The organism is Pseudomonas sp. TMW22089, assembly GCF_022496645.1.
GTDB lineage: Bacteria > Pseudomonadota > Gammaproteobacteria > Pseudomonadales > Pseudomonadaceae > Aquipseudomonas > Aquipseudomonas paraversuta.
Window position 1 is genome coordinate 22233 of the sequence record NZ_SCFG01000022.1, and the last position, 19653, is coordinate 41885.

Here is a 19653-nt window from a genome sequence, read left to right on the forward strand (position 1 = left end):
AAGGCCCTCCCCGTTACCGGGGAGGGCCTTTTGTGTAACGCCGGGCTTAGCCCAGGTTAACCCCAAAGTTCGATGCCAACGGTGCCAGACCGCCTGCAAAGCCCTGGCCGATTGCCTTGAACTTCCACTCTTCGCCATTGCGATACAGCTCGCCGAAGACCATGGCAGTCTCGGTGGATGCGTCTTCGCTCAGGTCAAAACGTGCCAGCTCTTTGTTATCCGCTTTGTTCAGTACGCGGATGTAAGCGTTCGACACCTGGCCGAAGTTCTGCTTACGGCCATCAGCGTCGTGGATGGTCACGGCGAAAGCCAGTTTCTTGGCTTCTTGTGCCAGACCAGCCAGGTTGACGTTGATTTGCTCATCGTCGCCTTCACCAGCGCCCGAGCGGTTGTCGCCCTGGTGCACGACGTTGCCGTCCGGTGAGGTTTTATTGTTGTAGAACACAAAGCTGCCGTCGTTCAGCACTTTGCCGCTCTCGCCAACAATAAATACCGAGGCGTCCAGGTCGAACTCGGTACCGTCGGTGACACGTGGATCCCAACCCAGGCCAACAATTACTTCTGTCAGGCCAGGTGCTTCTTTGGTCAGGGAGACGTTGCCGCCCTTGCTCAGACTTACTGCCATGTTCGTGAACCCTTATATAGAAAGATGGATGGGTCGATTAAAACTTCAGACCGAAGCTTTCAGCCAATGGCTTGAGGCCACCGTTGAAGCCCTGGCCTACAGCGCGGAATTTCCATTCGGCGCCATTGCGATACAGCTCGGCAAAGATCATTGCGGTTTCGGTGCTGGCATCTTCCGCGAGGTCATAGCGAACAACTTCGTTGTTGTTGTCCTGGTTGACCAGACGGATGAAGGCATTGCGCACCTGACCGAAGTTCTGCTTGCGGGCGTCAGCTTCGTGGATGGTCACAGTGATCGCGATCTTGTCGATCTCGGCAGGGACTTTGGACAGGTCGATCTTGATCGCCTCGTCGTCGCCGTCGCCTTCACCGGTACGGTTATCGCCGGTGTGCTCAACCGAGCCGTCGGTGCTTTTGAGCTGGTTGTAAAAAATGAAATCGGAGTCAGCGCGTACTTTGCCGTCAGCCTTGAGCAAGAAAGCGCTCGCATCCAGGTCGAAGTCTTGACCATCGGTGGAACGAGCGTCCCAGCCCAGGCCCACGAGGACTTTAGTCATCCCCGGAGCTTCTTTGGACAGGGACAGGTTGCCGCCTTTGGAAAGGGAAAGTGCCATGTGTAATTCTCCTTAGTAATGTGCGATCAAGCGTTCGTATCGTTTTTAACGTCGGACTGCTCTTCTTTACCGGGAAACATGATGCTGGCCACAACACCGATGGCCAGTACCACCAACACCACGATCAGGCTGGTGTTTGGATCAATTTCATAACCATGGCCAAACAGGTGATCGGTTGCGTTCAAGGCCAGCTTGCCGGCGATAAAGAACAACAGCGCGATAACCGATTTCTCCAGGTGAACCAGGTAGCGCTTCAGCGCTTCGAGGACAAAGTACATGGTCCGCAGGCCAAGAATGGCGAACATCATGGCCGAGTACACGATCAACGGTTCACGGCTCACTGCGATCACTGCAGGTACGGAGTCGAAGGCGAACAAAATGTCCGAAACCTCGACCACTACCACACACAGAAACAGCGGTGTCGCGAACAAGGTGCCTTTGGCAGCCAGGGTCATTCCCTTGTTCTGCGGCTTCGTGATCTCTTTTTCAAGCTCTTTGCGCGAAACAAAGAAATTATGTCCGTGCAGCTTCGGCCAGACCGGGAACAGTTTTTGCGCAAAGCGGTAGGCCATGTGCTTGGAGTAATCCTCCTCCTCATCCTCTTCCTTGCTGCGCAGCATCATGATTGCGGTCCAGGCCACAACCACCGCGAACAGCACTTCGACCCAGGGACCGAACGCCAGCAGGCCGGTACCGATTGCCACAAAGATCAGGCGGAAGACGATGGCACCGATGATGCCCCAGTACAGAACGCGGTGACGCAGCGCGTCAGGCACCTTGAACCAGGCAAAGATGGCCATGAACACGAACAGGTTGTCGACGCTGAGCACTTTTTCCAGCGCATAACCGGTAACGAACAGACTGGCCACGCTCGGACCGTGGGCGTAGTACAGGTAGCCCGCGAACGCGAGCGAGATCAGCACCCAGAACACCGACCAGACGGCGGCGTTGGTCAGCGTGACCGGTTTATCGCTTTTGTGGGTAAACAGGTCGACTGCCAGAGCAATGACCGCTAGCGCCACAAATACAGCGATGGTAGTTGGCGGAAAGCCAATTGCCGTGTTTTCCATGATGTCCTCAGAGATCAAAATCGCCAGGGTTCAACCCCAGCTCATTGCAGATAGTGCGGCAAGCAGCCCGCTCACTTTCATCGAAGTTGCCGTCGGCGCTACCGATTGCGCAGCAAACACGCACCAGCAGACGGGCAGCATCTTCTTTTTTTCGTAACTGACCGATCGACTTCAGGGCTTCTGCGCGACCGATCTGCTGATCGAATTCAAACTTGTCGCAGACCTCGTTGAAGGACTTGATCACGTCTTTAACGTCAAAGGCCTTCAATTCGTTTGAGTTCTGGATGAACCCGACCATCTTCTGCTTTTCGTCGCTGCTGATGTTGCCATCAGCTGCCGCCACCAGTGCGCATCCGGAAACCACGGCTTCCATGAACTCACGGTTTTTAAATTTGCTGACTTCCGCCGAAAGCTTGTCACGGGCGGCGGTTGCGTTGGTTTTCAGCCATTCAAGCATTGGGGTCACCTTGTCAGAAATTGAGTGAATGCCGCCAGCCTCGGCTGGCGGCCAATTACATAACGCTCATTTAGAGCCGGCAGCCCAGCGCATGCCCCAGCCAAATGCTTTGTCCATGTCCGAGTGCCCTTTGAAGAACTCGACCCTGCGGTTGACCTTGACGCTGCCACCGACATTTTCGAGCAGGGCAATGGCGCACATGCCTTTGGTGCCGCCCTCTTCACTCAGACGCACTTCAATTGGGGGCTCGCCCGGAATATACAAGGTAATCACGCCATCGGTGGCCTGCCAGTTCGGGGCGCCTTCGTAGATGAATGCGTACACCAGTACGCGACGCATCTTGCGCCACTCCTTGCCGTTGATGCGCAGCCACTCGCCGTCGCTCACGGAGCCGGTGCGGTCGTCACCCATCAATTGAATGAACGGCTCGTCACGGAAATCGCCAAACGCGTTGCCCAGGGCCTGAACGGCACCCTTGCGGCCGTTTTCCATTTCGTACAGGCAGCCGACATCAAGGTCGATACCGCCCGACTTGCCGCGCAGCGAGGCAAAGAAACCACCGCCGCCGCTCGGCGTGGCGCGGTTCCAGTTGAGGTTGATTTTGATCTCGCCAAAATCACCGTCCTTTTTGTCCAGGCTGATCGAGGGACGCTGCTTGTCGAGGGTGATTTTCGACAGGTTGACCTTCGATGCCGGGGCTGGTGCAGCCGCCGGAGCAACAACTGGCGCAGGCGCTGCTGGCGGTGCTGCCGGGGTCGGTGCAGGTGCCGCAATATCAACCCCGAAGTGCTGGGCCAAAGGCGCCAGACCACCGGCAAAACCCTGGGCCACGCAACGGAACTTCCACGCGCCCTGGCGGCGGTAAAACTCGCCGAGGATCAATGCGGTTTCCTGCATGCCCACGGTCGGAATCGGCGCTTCAATACCGCCGCTCACAGACACATTGAGCTGCGGGAACGCGTCGAATCTGGCCTTGTTCTCATAAATGGTCGCGGTCAGTGCGACTTTATCGATAGCCGCGTCTATGGCGTCCAGATTGAGGCTGAACACGCTGCGACCGGGCGCAGATTCCGCCAGCTTTACCGCGCCATTGTTGACGCTTTGCTGGCCGAAGAAACACATGTCGTTGTCACCGCGAACCTTGCCCGACTCATTGAGCAGGAAGGCCGACACGTCCAGATCAGCCCCCGGCACAGGGCTGTAGCTGATGGTGACACTGAGGGTGCCGGTGGTCACCGCAGTGTTGGCGCCGGGAGTCAGAGTACTCATGGGCGCACCGCCTTGGCGGCCTCGCTGCTCAGGTCCTGTGCCGTACGGCCATTGGCAACGGTACCCACTGCGGTCAGGTCCCAACCCGCCGCAGTACGGCTCAGGTAGGCCATGACTACACCGGTGTGGCGGCCCTTGTCGGAGAGGTTGAAGCGCGCCAGTTCTTTACCGCTCAGTTCATCGACGATACGGCAGTAGGCATTCTCTACCGCTTCAAAGTTTTGCCCGGTGAACGAGTTAACGGTAAACACCAGGTGTTTCACGCTGGCGGGCAGTTGCTCAAGATTGACCTGTATCGACTCATCGTCTCCATCGCCTTCACCCGTACGGTTGTCGCCGGAGTGAACGATGGAACCGTCAGTGGATTTGAGCTGGCGGAACCACACCAGATCCTGGGGTTGGCCGGCACTGTCGAGCAGGATGCATGAAGCATCCAGATCGATGGCGGTATCACTGTTGAGCAATTTGGCAAAAAAACCGCTCGGCTTGACCGGGTCCCATCCCAGGCCCATGCGAATTTTCTTAAGACCGGTTCCGGCTTCTTTCTCGAGAGAAATGGTTTGGTTCTTGGATAGCGAAATGGCCATGAAGCGTCTCCTTGTCTGCACTGAAGCACGATAGGTTGGTGCTGATTATTGACGTGCTTTGCTTACGCCTTGCTTACAACTCTTCGCGCAAGCACACATCAAGTGGCCGCTTGCGGCGCCACAGCGCGTGAAATTCGCGCCAATGTGGCTCCTCGGCGGCTCCGAGCATTTGTTCATCACCCCGGGTGTCACCCCAGGCGCGCAATGTGTAGCGGTCCAGAGGCCCATACTTGGCCTCTAACCGGATGACTTTTTGTTCACAGCGACAGTTGGTACCGTCGATCTCTCCCGTCAGTACGCCGTCGACTGATGCCAGCCGGGTACCGATCAGGCCGATACCAAGCTTTTTGGCGAAAGGCGTGAGCACCAGTTCGGGGGACGCCGAGCAAATGGTGACCGTGGCGCCCTGCTCCAGCTGGTTGGCGACAGATGTTAAGCCCAAAGGGCGCATTAGGCGCTGCCACGAAACGTCACAAAATGCTTCTGCACGTTCCTTGACCCAGGCTTCTTTGGCACCTGTCAGATAGACCGTGATCAGCTTTTCCTTCAAATCATTACGCGATATCTGACCCAGCAGGTAACAAACTGTTGATGGAATCATCCGCATCAAGCGCATGGCGAACAGCCGGTTGCCAAAAGCAAAGCGCAAAAACGGCACAAAGGTATCGTGATAGGTCAGCGTGCCATCGAAATCAAACGCTGACAGAACCTGCTTGCCTTTAACTGGTGTATTCAAAACGTCGTTCAACCCACTAATTCAGCCAATCGCAGGCTGCCTCCAAAAGTGTCCGACGAGCCGCCGGTTTCAGGGCGAACCCCCTGCCAGTGCGCTCGCTCAATAATTGTTTGCGCCCATTTGTAATGGGTCGCAGGCTCGCACATGGCGTCGTTGAACTTGAACACCGCAGGCGCCGCCTCACTCAGTATGTGGCGTGCGCTGTTGAGATCTTCAAGGCTGACTTGCAACGCCCTGTGGATAACTGCAATTTGCGACGGATGGATAGCGGTTTTACCCACCAGCCCGTGGGCCATGTCCAGCGCCAGTTCCTGCTCCAGCAACTGCGGGCTATTGAGCTGTTCAAACACCGGGGCCGTAAGGGCGAAACCGGCAGAGCCCATCACGCCGCACAGCATCGGAATAACATAGCTCATGGGCGTGCTGTACAGGGTCATCGCCGGGCTGCGACGCAAGCCCAGGCAACCCATCAAATCGTTGCCACCGATGCGCAAGGCGATAATCCGCCCCGGCAGCTGCTCGAGCATCGCACTGCGCAATTCAACCATGGCCCCCGGGTCATACACCTCGGGAGTTTCCAGGGTCGGCATCAGCATCAATTCGTTGCGGGTCACCGCCTGCTGCCACTCGCGGATATTGCCCAGACGCAGTTTGGGCACCACAAAACCGTCGACGTGACGCATCAACGACCACTCATTAAGCACCGCTGCCATTGCCGCATCCCGGGGCCGAACAAAAAGGATCGGCCCGCCGGACGGTCGACCGCCGCGCGCCTCGATGCCCAGCAACAGATTTTTCAGGTTGCTCAGCCCCTGCTGCACGTCCGTCTCGGCCACTGCGTCTTCAAGGCACACCACCAGCGAACGCAGGCCCTGGATTTTCTCGCCCATGACCACGTCCATAATGTCGGGACGGGTGGCCGGCATATAAAGAGTGGCGCCCAAGGCAAAGGCGGAATGCTTGATCATCAGCGAACACTCCTGATTACAGTCACGGCGCGATACGGCCCCAACTCTTCACCGACTTCTTCGACCTCGATATTCGCCTGCCGGGTAAGGTGCAGCAGCAATTGAACATCCTGATCGTCGCGGTTGCGCACCAGCACGTGGTCCGGCACCCGGCGCATGACTGCGCGCGTGGCCTCGGCGATGCCCGGTTTGACGCGGTTCGGGTTGCTCACTGCAAACCGTGTCGAGATACGTTCGACCGCAGCCACGGCTGAGCGTTGCAATATTTGCGCCTGCTCCGCAGTCCAGGGTTGGGCGGCTGCCTGGGGCGCCAATTGCGCGCGCTCGGCTTCGATACTGCGGATAAAGTCTTGTGTCACGTCGTGCCCGGCCAGATGCGAATACACCACGCAACCATGCAGGCCGGGGTCTTGCGGCCAGATCGAACGGGAAACAAGGCCCGACACTGTCGCCCCCAGGATGCCCGAAGGAATCAGCCAGTCTTCTGCCGAAGCCGCCAGCCAGGCCCTTCCGCAGGGGTCGGCCAGCACCACCAGGCGCGGGTCGGCCGGGAAACGCGAATCGCCGGCCAGGCTGTCGCGGATCTGCCCGCTGATTGCACCTTTGCCGGTCCAGCCATCCACAAACACGATGTTCTCGGCGCCGTGGGTCTTGATGATAGCTTCGAGTGCTACGTTGTCGATTCCACGATCACGAATAATGCTGATCCCGTAATGCCGGGCGTCACGGCCCGATTCGACCAGCGCACGACGCAACAACACACCCAGCGGCAACCCGGCACGCACGAACGACACCAGCGCAATGGTCGGGCCGTTGTAACGCTGGTCCAGGGCCCGGGCCAGCGCCTGTACATCTGCGGCCATGCGCGCGCCGTTCTGCGCCAGCGCCAGGCGGTACAGGCTTTTATGGGTGTCGGACGGCGGATGTTCCTGGCTGATCATCTCCGAGTAGTGACGCTGACGGGTCTGGATCAGGCGCTCTTTTTCCTGCACATCGGTGACTTCAATCTGCATGGTGCGCAGCAAAAAGTGCACATCATCGGTGGCATAACTGCCACTGCCGACGGTTTGCAGGCCTTCGAAAGCATTACTCATGGCTGACGCTCGCCAGCACATGACTGGCCAGCTGACCACGCTTGGGCGTCCCCCACCAATCGCACTCGGTCATGAAGCCCATGTCCGAGACACTGTCGCCAAAGCCCAGCAACGGTCGTTTACCGTTGATCGCCTGATCGCGACGTACCCATTCGCGCACTGCGGCGCGCTTTTGCAGGGCCACCGGCAGGAACGCCAGGTTGTTGCCGTTGCCGTGCACGTACAACCCGTCCAGCAAACCGCGCGCCTTGACCACGGCCAGCACGGTGAGCAGTGCATCGTCAGTTTCGTTGTTGTGCTTGGTGACCACGTAATTGGCCAAGCCTTGCTCCTCAACCACCCAGCCACGCAGGGAGAAACCCAGCTCGGCGCCAATGGCCAGGGTTTGCTCACTCAACTGATGCAGGCGGGTTTGCTCCAGCGCCAGCTCAGTACCCATGTGCGCATGCCAGACCGGGTCCAGCGAACCGTCAGGATTGAGGATCACCCCGCCATGGGCGCACACCGCGCCATGCACAAAAGGCAGTTGCACCCGTTGATAGGCCTCGATGCTGCGGGCGGTCACCGGGACCACATCGGCAGTGGCCAGCAGCCATTCAACAAAGCTTTTCTGCGTCGCGCTCATAAAGCCGTTGGGCTGACCGTCCACATCCAGGGTCGCCGGGAAGCGTGGCTCATCCCCCATTTTGCGGGCGGTCTGAAACAGGGTGTCGTCCAGATCAACGAACACCAGTGGACGATTAACGCTCATCAACGATCACCTGTGCATTCAATGCGCTGACCAGCGCCGGATCCACCGCCGCTGCCGGGGTTTCAGTACAGATCAGCACCCGGTCGAACTGGCCGGGAGCAACGTTGTACAAGAAGTTGGGAATACCCAGACCGTAGTTGTCGCAGAACGACAGCGCATGATCGATGGCATGCCCCAGCGCAATCGGCGAACGGCTGGTGGAGCTGAAGTGCACATCGGCACCGGCTCGCTCCAGGCGCTCGGCCAGCAGGAACGGGCGCCATACATACTCGCTGGTACCAATGACCAACACCCGCTCCCCTGGCAAAACCTGCAAGCCGGGCGCCAGGGTATCGAGGTGTTCACGCACCCCCATACGGGCCCAGTCGCGATTCGGGTCCAGGGGCCAGTCGCCCCGGGCCACACTGCCGACTTCAGGCATGTCGGGCAGTTCTGCGGCGGGGTCTTCGGTGAAGGTGTAGCGACCGTCGAGCAACGACACGCTGCTGACGTGATCGCCCATGGCCTTGCGCACCGCGTCCCCGGACCAGTCGGTCAGGGTTGCCGTGACTATCCGTTGAATGGAATCCAGCCCGGCTTCGGCAAGCGCCTTGCTCAGGTTGATGAAGGTATTGCCGGTCGAGGCTTCGTCGTCCACCAGAACCAGCGAACGGGCAGTCAGCATCATCTCCCGGGTCCTGGCATCTTGCGGCAGGTGCAGCAAATGCGAGCTGGCGTGGCTGTGTTCTTCTTCAAAACGGGTGAACAGTTCGCCGCCGGTGGGGTGGCGACTGCTGCACAGGTACAGGCTGTCATCACGGGTCCGGCTCAGGGCGCGATGCACACCTGCGCCCAGGCCCACGGCGGTTTCTGCCATGCCGATCACCAGCACCGGGCCAGGCAGGTCGGCAGGGATTTTCGCCGCCAGCGCGTTAAAGCTTGCGGCCATCAGCGACGGACGAGCCGGGATATGCCGGCCGAGCACACGGGAAACAAACAAAAAAGCGCGCTTGGGATTGCGGCGCTCGGCAAAACTGAAAAGTGCCTGGGGATCAAAGGTCGATGCATTGACCTCAACATCCAGTCGACCGCGCTTAAGGTTTGCGTGCAAAGCCTTGGATCCGGTCATGGGGTTACCGCTGTTCATCAATGTTTTACTACCTGGAAAGACTTAAAAAGTGAGGGACGATCTGGGAGCCCGGGTTTTAGGACAAGTTAAAAATGGTTACCAAAGATGGCCAAAATCAATTCTGCCGATCCAAAAGCGCTTCGCCGCAAACCGGAACCACGACAGTGATCGCCTTTACCTGAACATTCTCGCGCCAGACACTGGCCGGCGCGGGCATTCCCAGGCGACGGGCGGCGAAAATACCGGGCAGGTTAACCCCCGCTTCCCGGGTATAGCCGATACCACCGGAGTAGCGCAGATTGATCTCCAGCAGATGCGGATTGCCTTCGGCATCATCACGGGTTTGCACGTTGACGATGCCGTCGCAGCAAAAATGCCGCGCGGCTCTGAGTGCCAGCTCGACGGCGGCACCGTCGCATTCGAATGACTGCATCAGGCCCTGTTTGCGCCGCCCGACATATGCCACCGCGTTGCCCGCTTCGCACACCATGTCCACCGACACCTCGCTACCGGGCATGTACGGCATGACCAGCAACGGTTTGGGCTCAATGGACTGGCCGTAGGCCCGGGCAAATACCTCGGCATTCACCTCATGGGCATCGGCATTGGCAAAGCTGCGAAACGGATCGACATCATCCCCCAGGCGCCAGAAGCCCTGACCATAAATGCCGCGGGTCGGTTTCACACACACCTGCCCTTCACGGGACAGCCGCGCGTAGGCCTCTTGCAGCTCGGCCTGGTTGTGCACGGTCACCGCCGGAATGCAGGCAAGCCCTGCGGCCAGCGCCTGACGGGTGAATACCGACTTGTCGTCGACCCGCTCAAAGGTGTCCAGGTCCAGGGCGCCCGTGACCAGTTGCAAGCCTGCGGCCTCGAATTGGCCACGATGGGCTTCATAGACCTGCCCCACACGCCCGGCCAGCACCAGCTTGATCTGATGGCTCAGGGCCTGCTCAATGACCCAGGCAATACGCTCTTGATTGTCCAGCGGCTCGCGCCAGGCGACATCCGCCAGTCCGGTTATTTCAGGGCGATTTTGACGGTGCGAGGCGAAAATCCGAACTGCATCGGGCAGCGCCGCGCGCGCGCCGGCAATCACATCGCGCTGGCTGGATTGCCCTTCAAGAAACCAGATCATGAACATCCTTTGCTGCAGAGGGAGGAGACACACGTTGAGCGCGGGAGTCTAGCGGATGGGGCCGGCAGATGCCCCAGTGATTGACCGGTGTGCCTGCCGGAGCTGGCAGGCCGGCGCCCGGATGAGTACCTCCCGCAGCCCGCACACCCTTTGCAGCCCGGAGGTCTCAGGTTTCACATTTTGTTAAGAATTGCCCTCCTATACTCCAGCGCACCATTACTTCCGACTCTGCCCTGGTAGCCAAATGCGCCTGACCCGCCCTGCTCTGCTGTTATTGCTGCTCGGTTGTCTGCTGTTCTTTTTTGCCCTGGGCAACCACCAACTGCAAGGCTCGACCGAGTCCCGGGTAGCGGGCATCGCCATGCAGATGCACCTGAGCAACGATTGGGTGACGCCGTCCCTGCTCAACCAGCCCTTCCTCGAAAAACCGCCGCTAAGCCTGTGGCTGGATACGGGCGCCATTCGCCTGTTCGGGGGTGAACTGTTCGCCGTGCGCCTGGCATCAGCCTTCGCCGGATTATTTTGCGTCATGTTGCTATACGCCATGCTGCGCAAACTTGGACGCCCCACGGCACTGGCCTGGACGGCTGCCGCCATGCTGGCGACCATGGGCAGCTTTTGGGGCAATACCCGTCAAGTGGGGGAAGATGCCCTGCTGACATTGGGCGTGAGCATGGCGCTGCTGGCGTTTTTTCACGCCAGCCGCCAGCCGGGCTTTGCACGGGGCAGCTGGCTGCTGTTTGCTGCCGGGATCGCCATTGCAACCCTGAGCAAAGGGGTATTGGGGCTGGCGCTGCCAGGGGTGGTGATCTTTGTATTTCTGCTGTGCGAAAGCCTGATGGAGAAGCGCTTTGTCCTGCGAGACTGGCTACGACCGGCACTGTTGACCCTGCTGGGACTGATTCCGCTGATGATCTGGTTGTGGGTGCTGTATCAGCGCGGCGGGCTCCAGGCTGTGGGCGAAGTGCTGTGGACCAACAGCGTCGGACGTTTCAGCGGCTCCTTTGTTGATGCCGGGCATTACGAACCGTTTTACTACTACCTGAGGAAGCTGCCCGAAGCCTTCCTGCCGTGGAACCTGCTGACCTATCTGGGGCTCTGGCACTTTCGCCGGCAACTTCGAAGCAACCCGTATCTGCTGTTCTTCTGTGTCTGGCTACTGGCGCAGTTTCTGCTGCTGAACCTGGCCTCAAGCAAACGTGCGGTGTACCTCATGTCACTGACCCCGGCCGCTGCTGTCATTGCCGCCGAATATGCCCGGGTGGTGCTGGACTGGCTGTACAAGAAAAGCCGGACCTCGACCCTGGCCAGATTCCTGAGCGAGCATCATCGTGCCCTGGCGGGAGCGGTATTAGCCTGCATCGTGGCCAGCTACCTGCTGGCGGCGCTGTGGGCGCCACGGGCCGACAAGGAGGAGTCATTCCAACCGGTAGCGGCCCATGCACTCAACCTGCAAGCCGCCGGCAAACACATCGCGTTGATGCAACCGGATGAACGCCTGGGCGCATTGGTGTTCTACAGCCAGCAACTGCAGCAGACGCTGGACTCCACAGCCGAACTGCAGGCCTTTCTCCGCGCCTCGCCCGATAACGTCGCCATCGTCGAACAACCGGTTATACCCGGGTTAGCCTTGAACATAGTGGACAAGGTCAGCGTCGGACGTCACCACTATTACTTCATCAGCCTGGCAACGCCCGGGCCCCGGACTTGATCCCGGGCAATACAAAGCCGGTTAGCGTGGCCGATTACCCTGCATTGACTACGCTCCCTGTGCTGGACGATTCCCAGCCAAGGAGCCTGTCATGACCATCAACATCACCAGCAAGACCCTGAGCGACTATGACGCTCATCTGGCGTTCAATACGGCCACCGCGTTTCTGCGCAAGTCCGATCTTGCCAACTATTTGATTGATCAGCTTGAACAGCAAGACGTAAAACTCAGCATTGACGTCAGCAGCGACCCGGCGCTGGCGCAAAAGGATGCTTCAAACAACGGGGTGATTTTATGGAACCTGCACACCGCGACCTCGCCAAGCCCGCAACTGGCCGACGTGGCGGCCCTGCTCAGTCGTATCCCGGCCGGGCAGAAGCAATACATCACCAGCCAGTGGGTGCTGATGCATTTACTCGCACTTGCCTGCCATCAATTAAACGATCAGCTGAATTTTCGCGATGCGGATGCGACGTGGCCATGGCTGGACGAAAAAGTCCTGAGCGCCGGCGATATCGAAAATGTTGTGGCCCGTGAACTCAGCGACCTGCCGTTGCCCGAAGAGCAAAACTGGAACCGCCTGCTTAATCGGGCGTGAGCTGCACACAGGCCTGGAGAGGTTGTCAGTCAGGGCAAACCCTGTGCAAGCATGGCTTGCCCGCGCTAGCACCGGCTTGTCTGCACTGCAGACAAGCCGGCACCTGCAGTGGAATTGGCTCAGAATTGCGAGGCTTCGAACACGTGATGCTCTGGTGCTGCCTCCGGCAGGATGGCCGACCAGTCGTTGGTCTCGACATACCCCAGCATCTGCGGGTCATGGGTGCCATCGTCCTGGATGAACAATGAAGCCCCGTAGCCGAACGTTGTATCCGTTGGCACATGCATGTCCGCTTCCAGCGCGTCCATGCATTCGCTGTGGGTCACCAGCACCAGGTTGCGCCCCGGCACCTTGTGCTTGAGGGCATCACGCAACATCGTGCCGCGGCAGTTGAATAACCAGTCCTGCGCCGGCACCGGGCGAATGAACATGGCATCGGCGGTTTGCCGCGCCCGGGTCAACTCACTGCTGTAAATATCGACGTTCTTCAGCCCCAACTGCCTGAAATTGGCGCCCAGCCCCTGAACCACCTCTTCGCCATGCACCGTGATCCCGTCAGGCAGGCCCAGGCATGGGGTCGACGAGCGATCGCAGCGCTCGCCATGGCGCACCAGTGCAATCACATCACCTCTGGCCCAGCTCTGGGTCAGGGTCAGTACCTGTCCGGCATGTTTTGACTGCGCCAGATTGGGCGCCGGCACTGGCGCCAGAAGGTTCCACGTGACCGCACCGGTGAGCAGGCTTGCGGCGACTATCACCAATGCATTTCTGTAACGCGCCAGCACACCGCGCAGCATGGCACGTGTGGCTCCAGCCAGACGAAGACTCAAAATCACGGAAGAAATACCCTCTATGGCAGTCAAGGGACGACACTGGCCGTTACCCTAAAACGCGAATATGACAATGGGTCGATGCGCGCCTCTTTTTGTAAGAGCAAAGATTGCACACGACGGATATCGGTTAGCTGAACCAGATTCTAAAAACCCCCACGTCAGGGACAGGTGAAACGAATGTGAAAAAAAACGTAAAGCCGCCCTTGCCCACATGCTTGCAAGGGCTTTTCGCCGAATATTCATTGTTATCAAGAAAACATTTCAGCTCTGAGAACTGCCGCCGATACACCCCAACACAAGCATTCTGCTGGGCCAATAACTAAAACCCTCCAGCGAAATTCGATCCTGCGTGCACCGTTCCTGGAGAACTTTATGAACAGCTGGCTGAGCAACATCAGCGTCAACCTGAAACTGACCCTTGGCTTTGGCCTGGTACTGGTCCTCACTTGCGTAATGGCGATCTTTGACTGGCTCAGCCTGGACAAAATGGTTGATCGCAGTAACTGGATGAGCGATATCACCCGGCTCAATACCGCGTTTACCAACCTGCGGGTGACACGCTTGCAGTACATGCTGACTGACGGCGACGAGACGGCCGCGCAAGCAGTGCAAGGCAGTATTGACGCCTTTCAGGAACAGCAGAAAAAGCTGATCGACACCTTCAAGAGCCAGGAAAACCTCGTACTGCTCAAGGAGCAGCAAGCCATCATCGGCGACTACGAGCGCGCACTGGTGACCATGCGCAAGGCTTATGTCGAGTCTGCCGAAGCGCGGGCCGCCATGGACCGCAATGCCAAACTGGCCCAGGACGCCATCGCCACGCTGCTGACCAGCACCCTGCAACTGCCTGCCGCTGAAGAGTCCCGTTTCGCGATGTACCAGACTGTGTCTGAAGTCCGCGAACAATTCCTGCTCTCGCGTTATCAGGTCCGTGCCTATATTGCTGCGCCAACGCCGGCGACCGAAAAGGCCGCCAGCCAGCAACTGGAAAAGACCGTCGACAGTCTTGAAAAGCTCAACCCTTATTTCGCGACGAGCCCCGCAGAGACCCTGCGTACCCTGACCCAGACCATGGAGCAGTACCAACAGGCGCTGCAGGTGTACAGCAGCACCGACAACACCATCATCGACGTGCGCAAGAAGATGACCGAGTACGGCGCCAGCGTTCTGAGCCGCAGCGATGAGCTGTACAAACTCCAGTTGCAGCGCCGCGACATCGAAAGTGCCACCGCCAACAGCATGCAAGCGATCACCACCCTGCTGGTGCTGCTGTTCGGCATCGCTGCTGCGGTGATCATCACCCGCCAGATTACCCGCCCGTTGCGTGAAACCCTGGATGTGGTCGAGCGCATTGCCAGTGGCGACCTGAGCCACAACCTGCAGGTGACCCGTCGCGATGAACTGGGTGTGTTGCAGCAAGGTATTGCGCGCATGGGCACCACCCTGCGCGACCTGATCGGCGGTATTCGCGACGGGGTTACGCAAATCGCCAGCGCCGCCGAAGAGCTGTCAGCGGTCACCGAGCAAACCAGTGCCGGGGTCAACAGCCAGAAGATCGAGACCGATCAGGTGGCCACTGCCATGCATGAAATGACGGCGACCGTGCAGGAAGTTGCGCGCAATGCCGAGCAGGCTTCGCAAGCCGCCGCAGCCGCCGACGGCGAAGCCCGTGAGGGCGACAAGGTGGTCAATGAAGCCATTGACCAGATCGAGCGTCTGGCAGTTGAAGTCGGTCGCTCGACCGAAGCCATGGCCGTGTTGCAACAGGAAAGCGACAAGATCGGCAGCGTCATGGATGTGATCAAGGCCGTCGCCGAGCAAACCAATTTGCTGGCCCTTAACGCCGCCATCGAAGCCGCCCGTGCCGGTGACGCCGGACGCGGTTTTGCCGTGGTGGCCGACGAAGTGCGTGGCCTGGCCCAGCGTACGCAAAAATCCACCGAAGAGATCCAGACCCTGGTTGCAGCCTTGCAAAGCGGTACCCAGCACGTGGCCAACGTGATGAACAACAGTCGCTCCCTGACTGACAGCAGCGTGACCCTGACCCGCCAGGCGGGCACCTCGCTGCAGGGCATTACCCGTACCGTGTCGAACATTCAGTCAATGAACCAGCAGATTGCCGCCGCCGCCGAACAGCAAAGTGCAGTGGCTGAAGAGATCAGCCGCAGCATCGTCAATGTGCGCGACGTTTCCGAGCAAACCGCAGCCGCCAGCGACGAGACGGCCAAGTCCAGCGTTGAACTGGCGCGTCTGGGCAATCAGCTACAAGAGATGGTGAGCCACTTTAAAGTCTGACCCTCACTGCAGGAGCGAGCCTGCTCGCTCCTGCTCCGGGACCATTGAGCCTCCTCTCTATCGGGGCAGAAACACACCGGCGCGGTTACCGTTGGCCACACCGTTTTCATAACTCAGCACCCCGTTGACCCACACCCCGTCAATCCCTTGTGCCGCTTGTTGCGGGGAGTTGAAGTCGGCGACATCACGTACTTTCGCGGCATCGAACAGCACCAGATCCGCCCAGTTGCCTTCGCGTATTTCTCCCCGCCCCTCAAGACCAAAACGAGCCGCCGACAACCCGCTCATTTTGTGCACCGCCGTGTGCAGCGGGAACAACCCCAGGTCACGACTAAAATGCCCCAACACCCGTGGAAAAGCCCCCCACAAGCGTGGATGCGGAAACGGATCGTCAGGCAGGCCGTCGGAGCCGATCATTGACAGCGGGTGCGCCAGAATCCTGCGAACGTCGCTTTCGTCCATCCCGTAATACACCGCGCCCGCCGGTTGCAGGCGCTGCGCTGCATCCATCAGCGATACGCCCCAAAGCCCTGCAATGTCCTGCAAGTCACGCCCGCCCATTTCAGGATGCGGAGTCGACCAGGTAATGGTGATCCGGAACGCGTCAGTCACTTGCTTGAGGTCCAGAGTCGAAGAACTGGCGGCGTAGGGATAACAGTCGCACCCCACAGGATGGGTTTTGGCTGCCTGCTCCAGAGCTGCCAGCAAGTGCGGACTGCGCCCCCAGTTACCCGCCCCGGCACATTTGAGATGGGAAATAATCACCGGCACCCGGGCCTGGCGACCGATCAAAAACGCTTCATCCATGGCCTCCAGCACCGGCTCGAATTCGCTGCGCAAATGCGTGGTGTAGAGCGCGCCGAACGCGGTCAGTTCTGCGGCCAGTTGCAGCACCTCGTCGGTCTCGGCATTAAACGCACTGGCATACGCCAGCCCTGTGGATAACCCCAGCGCCCCCGCTTCCAGGCTTTCCCGCAGCTGCTGACACATGCCGCGAATTTCGCCGGGGGTGGCGGTGCGCTGCAGATCGTCCATGTGATTGCTGCGCAACGCCGTATGACCGATCAGCGCACCAACGTTCAACGCGGGACCGGCCGCCGCAACGGCGGCGCGGTAGTCGCTGAAACGCGGGTAGGCAAACGCGGCCTTGTTGCCCAGCAGGTTCATCGGGTCCGGTGGCTCATCGCGCAAGGTCACCGGCGACGCGCTGATCCCGCAGTTGCCGACAATCACTGTGGTCACGCCCTGACTGAGTTTGGGCAGCATCTGCGGCTGGCGGATCACCACCGTGTCGTCGTGGGTGTGCACATCAATAAAACCCGGCGCCAGCACCCGGCCCACCGCGTCTATTTCCCAGGTGCCGCGCACATCACCGAGGTTGCCAATACGCTCGATACGCCCTGCGCGTACCGCCACGTCAGCGCTATAGGCCGGCGCGTTGCTGCCATCTATAACCCGGGCATTGCGGATCACTGTGTCGTAGTTCATTTCAATCCCCCAATGGCAGGCAATCATCACCGCCGCGATAGTCATCCAGTGCCAGTTTGATCCGGCGCAAGCGCTCCTGGTTGGCTTCCGGCATCGACAGCGCCAGCTCGGTGGCAAGCACGTCAATGGCCAGCAGCATCCCGTAGCGGGCCGCCGTTGGTTTGTAGATAAAGCTGGTTTCCACCCCTTGCAGCGCCAGTACCACATCGGCCAGTTGCGCCAGCGGCGTAGCGGGCCGGGTGATGGCAATCACTTTGGCGCCATAGTTATGCGCCAGCTTTACCACCTCGATCAGCTCGGGGGTCAGGCCGGTCAGCGAGCACACAATAACGGCATGCTCCGGTCCCAGGGTCGCCGCCGTGACCCGCATCATCACGACGTCGCGACAGGCCGCGACCGGGTACCCCAGGCGCACCAGACGCACCTGCAATTCATCGCTGTAGACACTGGAACAGCCGCCCATCCCGAACGCATGAATCATCTTCGCTTCGCCCAGCAGCTTGACCGCATCGGCGAAATGCACGCCATTGAAGCCGGCCAGATGCTCGTGCAGCGTCGATTCAATATCACTCACAATCTGACGGAAAAAAGCCGACTGCTCAGGCATGCTGCCGGTATCGAGAAAACGACTGCCCACCCCGCTGGCCTGGGCCAGTTGCAGGCGCAAGTCACGCAAATCACGGCAGCCGACACTGCGCGCAAAGCGCGACAGCGTGGCGCTGCTGACCTCGGCCCGCAGCGCCAGCTCATCGAGGCTGGCACTGGCGGCAAAACCGGTATCACTGAGTATCAACCGGGCAATGCGGGCCTCGGCAGCGCTGAAGGTGTCCTGGCGAACCCGGATTTGATACAGGATGTCCATTTAAATCAGCTCTGAAAGGATCAGGGTAAAACCGAACGCCACGACTGAAATCAAGGTTTCCAGCACGGTCCAGGTTTTGAAGGTTTGGGCGACGGTCATATTGAAGTATTCCTTCACCAGCCAGAAGCCGCCGTCGTTGACGTGGGAAAAAATCACCGAGCCCGCGCCCGTAGCCAGCACCAGTAATTCCGGGTGCGGATACCCCAGGCCCAGCGCCACTGGCGCCACAATCCCCGAAGCCGTGGTCATGGCGACGGTGGCCGAGCCCGTGGCGATGCGCATCAAGGCCGCAAATACCCAGCCCATGAACAGCGGTGACAGCTGAAAGTCCTGGGCCAGACCGACAATTTCGGTGGTCACCCCCGAGTCGATCAGAATCCGGTTCAGGCCGCCCCCGGCCCCCACCAGCAGTGTGATGCTGGCCGTAGGCGCGAGACATTCGTTGGTGAATTTGAGGATAGATTCACGGTTGAAGCCCTGGGCCAGCCCCAGGGTCCAGAAGCTGACAACCGTCGCAATCAGCAAAGCCATTACCGAGTTGCCGATAAATTGCAGAAACTGATTAAACCCGCTGCCGGGGGTAGAGATCAGGTCGGCCCAGCCGCCGATCAGCATCAGCACGACCGGCAACAGAATCGTCGCCAGAGTGATGCTGCAACTGGGTAACCGGGCCCGCGGTTCACGGTTGATGAACTGCTGTTCCAGCGGGTTGATATCGGGCAACTGAATACGCGGCACGATGAATTTGGCAAAAACCGGACCGGCGATGATCGCAGTGGGGATGCCGATCAGAATCGCGTACATCAGGGTTTGCCCGACCGACGCCTGGTAGGCCTGTACTGCCAGCATCGCTGCCGGGTGCGGTGGCACCAGTGCATGCACCACCGACAACCCGGCCACCATCGGCAAGCCCACCATCAGTACCGACACCCCGACCCGCCGGGCAACGGTAAAGGCGATCGGCACCAGCAGTACAAAACCGACCTCGAAAAACAGCGGCAAGCCAACCAGGAAGGCGATACAGACCATGGCCCAATGCGCGTTGCGCTCACCGAAGCGATCGATCATCGTCCGTGCTACCTGCTCCGCGCCCCCCGACTCGGCCATCATCTTGCCAAGCATGGTGCCCAATGCCACCACCAGCGCAATATGCCCCAGGGTTTTACCGACACCGCCCTCGTACGCCCCGATCACACTGCCCGCAGGCATGCCTGCCATCAGGCCCAGACCGATGGCCACCAGGGTAATGACGATAAACGGATTGATCTTGTAGCGCGCAATCAAAACGATCAGCGCAATGATGGCAATGGCCGCATACAACAGCAGCCCATAGCCCGAAGATGGCGTCATGCGATGTTCCCCCGGCAATATTTTTTGAGTTCTTCTGAAACTTAAAAAGCATTACCGGGGTGAATTAACAATCTTTATGAAAGTAATTTTCGCGCAGCGA

Annotated in this window: 19 protein-coding genes; 3 read left to right on the forward strand and 16 right to left on the reverse strand. The window is 59.4% G+C overall.

The window, feature by feature from the left end:
- Positions 1-46: 46 nt before the first annotated feature.
- The 12 genes from EQV90_RS17445 to EQV90_RS17500 all read right to left on the reverse strand — a co-directional run bounded on the left by EQV90_RS17445 (position 47) and on the right by EQV90_RS17500 (position 10416).
- Positions 47-625: a TerD family protein gene (locus tag EQV90_RS17445; RefSeq protein WP_003439429.1), complete on the reverse strand. Its 579-nt coding sequence runs from the start codon at positions 623-625 to the stop codon at positions 47-49.
- Between the two features lie 37 nt (positions 626-662).
- Positions 663-1238, reverse strand: a complete 576-nt coding sequence (locus tag EQV90_RS17450; protein ID WP_003439428.1) for a TerD family protein — start codon at positions 1236-1238, stop codon at positions 663-665.
- A gap of 26 nt (positions 1239-1264) precedes the next feature.
- Positions 1265-2308: a TerC/Alx family metal homeostasis membrane protein gene (locus EQV90_RS17455; RefSeq protein WP_003439426.1), complete on the reverse strand. Its 1044-nt coding sequence runs from the start codon at positions 2306-2308 to the stop codon at positions 1265-1267.
- Positions 2309-2315: 7 nt separating this feature from the next.
- On the reverse strand, positions 2316-2765 hold the full coding sequence (locus tag EQV90_RS17460) for a tellurite resistance TerB family protein (RefSeq protein WP_003439424.1): 450 nt from the start codon (positions 2763-2765) through the stop codon (positions 2316-2318).
- Positions 2766-2831: 66 nt separating this feature from the next.
- Positions 2832-4034 carry a TerD family protein gene (locus EQV90_RS17465; RefSeq protein ID WP_240878473.1) on the reverse strand — a complete coding sequence of 401 codons (1203 nt, stop codon included), beginning with the start codon at positions 4032-4034 and terminating at the stop codon, positions 2832-2834.
- Positions 4031-4621 (reverse strand): TerD family protein, encoded by a 591-nt coding sequence (locus EQV90_RS17470; RefSeq protein WP_003439420.1) that lies wholly within the window; start codon positions 4619-4621, stop codon positions 4031-4033. Before EQV90_RS17470 ends, EQV90_RS17465 begins: the two co-directional genes overlap by 4 nt.
- A 73-nt stretch (positions 4622-4694) precedes the next feature.
- On the reverse strand, positions 4695-5369 hold the full coding sequence (locus EQV90_RS17475; RefSeq protein ID WP_003439418.1) for an HAD-IB family hydrolase: 675 nt from the start codon (positions 5367-5369) through the stop codon (positions 4695-4697).
- On the reverse strand, positions 5366-6325 hold the full coding sequence (locus EQV90_RS17480) for an HpcH/HpaI aldolase/citrate lyase family protein (RefSeq protein WP_003439417.1): 960 nt from the start codon (positions 6323-6325) through the stop codon (positions 5366-5368). The genes EQV90_RS17475 and EQV90_RS17480 overlap by 4 nt, the downstream gene beginning before the upstream one ends.
- Positions 6325-7419, reverse strand: coding sequence for a cysteine protease StiP domain-containing protein (locus tag EQV90_RS17485; RefSeq protein WP_003439415.1), 1095 nt, complete (start codon positions 7417-7419; stop codon positions 6325-6327). The genes EQV90_RS17480 and EQV90_RS17485 overlap by 1 nt, the downstream gene beginning before the upstream one ends.
- On the reverse strand, positions 7412-8170 hold the full coding sequence (locus EQV90_RS17490; protein WP_003439414.1) for a hypothetical protein: 759 nt from the start codon (positions 8168-8170) through the stop codon (positions 7412-7414). The genes EQV90_RS17485 and EQV90_RS17490 overlap by 8 nt, the downstream gene beginning before the upstream one ends.
- On the reverse strand, positions 8160-9296 hold the full coding sequence (locus EQV90_RS17495; protein ID WP_010657268.1) for a phosphoribosyltransferase domain-containing protein: 1137 nt from the start codon (positions 9294-9296) through the stop codon (positions 8160-8162). The genes EQV90_RS17490 and EQV90_RS17495 overlap by 11 nt, the downstream gene beginning before the upstream one ends.
- Before the next feature lie 97 nt (positions 9297-9393).
- Complete coding sequence (locus EQV90_RS17500; RefSeq protein ID WP_127196845.1) at positions 9394-10416, reverse strand: ATP-grasp domain-containing protein; 1023 nt, start codon at positions 10414-10416, stop codon at positions 9394-9396.
- A gap of 244 nt (positions 10417-10660) precedes the next feature.
- Here EQV90_RS17500 and EQV90_RS17505 point away from each other — a divergent pair, with 244 nt between their 5' ends.
- Complete coding sequence (locus EQV90_RS17505; protein WP_240878474.1) at positions 10661-12127, forward strand: phospholipid carrier-dependent glycosyltransferase; 1467 nt, start codon at positions 10661-10663, stop codon at positions 12125-12127.
- 91 nt (positions 12128-12218) lie between these two features.
- Positions 12219-12725, forward strand: coding sequence for a hypothetical protein (locus EQV90_RS17510; RefSeq protein WP_003439405.1), 507 nt, complete (start codon positions 12219-12221; stop codon positions 12723-12725).
- A 119-nt stretch (positions 12726-12844) separates the two neighbouring features.
- On the opposite strand, the gene EQV90_RS17515 is transcribed toward EQV90_RS17510, so the two are convergent.
- On the reverse strand, positions 12845-13522 hold the full coding sequence (locus tag EQV90_RS17515; RefSeq protein WP_003439403.1) for a histidine phosphatase family protein: 678 nt from the start codon (positions 13520-13522) through the stop codon (positions 12845-12847).
- 408 nt (positions 13523-13930) lie between these two features.
- Between EQV90_RS17515 and EQV90_RS17520 the strand changes: the two genes are divergently transcribed.
- A complete protein-coding gene (locus EQV90_RS17520) occupies positions 13931-15853 on the forward strand; it encodes a methyl-accepting chemotaxis protein (RefSeq protein ID WP_240878475.1) in 1923 nt (640 codons plus the stop codon).
- A 57-nt stretch (positions 15854-15910) separates the two neighbouring features.
- Here EQV90_RS17520 and EQV90_RS17525 read toward each other — a convergent pair whose 3' ends face one another.
- From EQV90_RS17525 to EQV90_RS17535, 3 genes are read right to left on the reverse strand one after another with little or no spacing between them, the layout of a single operon-like run.
- On the reverse strand, positions 15911-17341 hold the full coding sequence (locus EQV90_RS17525; protein WP_240878490.1) for a D-aminoacylase: 1431 nt from the start codon (positions 17339-17341) through the stop codon (positions 15911-15913).
- 1 nt (position 17342) lies between these two features.
- Positions 17343-18203, reverse strand: a complete 861-nt coding sequence (locus EQV90_RS17530; RefSeq protein ID WP_003439399.1) for a MurR/RpiR family transcriptional regulator — start codon at positions 18201-18203, stop codon at positions 17343-17345.
- The gene (locus EQV90_RS17535) at positions 18204-19553 is read right to left on the reverse strand and encodes a gluconate:H+ symporter (protein ID WP_003439398.1); all 1350 of its coding nucleotides are present in this window, start codon (positions 19551-19553) and stop codon (positions 18204-18206) included. It lies immediately after the preceding gene.
- Positions 19554-19653: the final 100 nt, after the last annotated feature.

Bases quoted from the DNA above. Each gene is read 5' to 3' on its own strand.
- EQV90_RS17480 (WP_003439417.1), bottom strand. From the start codon at position 6,325: ATGATCAAGCATTCCGCCTTTGCCTTGGGCGCCACTCTTTATATGCCG.
- EQV90_RS17450 (WP_003439428.1), bottom strand. From the start codon at position 1,238: ATGGCACTTTCCCTTTCCAAAGGCGGCAACCTGTCCCTGTCCAAAGAA.
- EQV90_RS17490 (WP_003439414.1), bottom strand. From the start codon at position 8,170: ATGAGCGTTAATCGTCCACTGGTGTTCGTTGATCTGGACGACACCCTG.
- EQV90_RS17510 (WP_003439405.1), top strand. From the start codon at position 12,219: ATGACCATCAACATCACCAGCAAGACCCTGAGCGACTATGACGCTCAT.
- EQV90_RS17470 (WP_003439420.1), bottom strand. From the start codon at position 4,621: ATGGCCATTTCGCTATCCAAGAACCAAACCATTTCTCTCGAGAAAGAA.
- EQV90_RS17530 (WP_003439399.1), bottom strand. From the start codon at position 18,203: ATGGACATCCTGTATCAAATCCGGGTTCGCCAGGACACCTTCAGCGCT.
- EQV90_RS17535 (WP_003439398.1), bottom strand. From the start codon at position 19,553: ATGACGCCATCTTCGGGCTATGGGCTGCTGTTGTATGCGGCCATTGCC.
- EQV90_RS17445 (WP_003439429.1), bottom strand. From the start codon at position 625: ATGGCAGTAAGTCTGAGCAAGGGCGGCAACGTCTCCCTGACCAAAGAA.
- EQV90_RS17515 (WP_003439403.1), bottom strand. From the start codon at position 13,522: ATGCTGCGCGGTGTGCTGGCGCGTTACAGAAATGCATTGGTGATAGTC.
- EQV90_RS17525 (WP_240878490.1), bottom strand. From the start codon at position 17,341: ATGAACTACGACACAGTGATCCGCAATGCCCGGGTTATAGATGGCAGC.
- EQV90_RS17465 (WP_240878473.1), bottom strand. From the start codon at position 4,034: ATGAGTACTCTGACTCCCGGCGCCAACACTGCGGTGACCACCGGCACC.
- EQV90_RS17505 (WP_240878474.1), top strand. From the start codon at position 10,661: ATGCGCCTGACCCGCCCTGCTCTGCTGTTATTGCTGCTCGGTTGTCTG.
- EQV90_RS17520 (WP_240878475.1), top strand. From the start codon at position 13,931: ATGAACAGCTGGCTGAGCAACATCAGCGTCAACCTGAAACTGACCCTT.
- EQV90_RS17495 (WP_010657268.1), bottom strand. From the start codon at position 9,296: ATGAACAGCGGTAACCCCATGACCGGATCCAAGGCTTTGCACGCAAAC.
- EQV90_RS17460 (WP_003439424.1), bottom strand. From the start codon at position 2,765: ATGCTTGAATGGCTGAAAACCAACGCAACCGCCGCCCGTGACAAGCTT.
- EQV90_RS17500 (WP_127196845.1), bottom strand. From the start codon at position 10,416: ATGATCTGGTTTCTTGAAGGGCAATCCAGCCAGCGCGATGTGATTGCC.
- EQV90_RS17485 (WP_003439415.1), bottom strand. From the start codon at position 7,419: ATGAGTAATGCTTTCGAAGGCCTGCAAACCGTCGGCAGTGGCAGTTAT.
- EQV90_RS17455 (WP_003439426.1), bottom strand. From the start codon at position 2,308: ATGGAAAACACGGCAATTGGCTTTCCGCCAACTACCATCGCTGTATTT.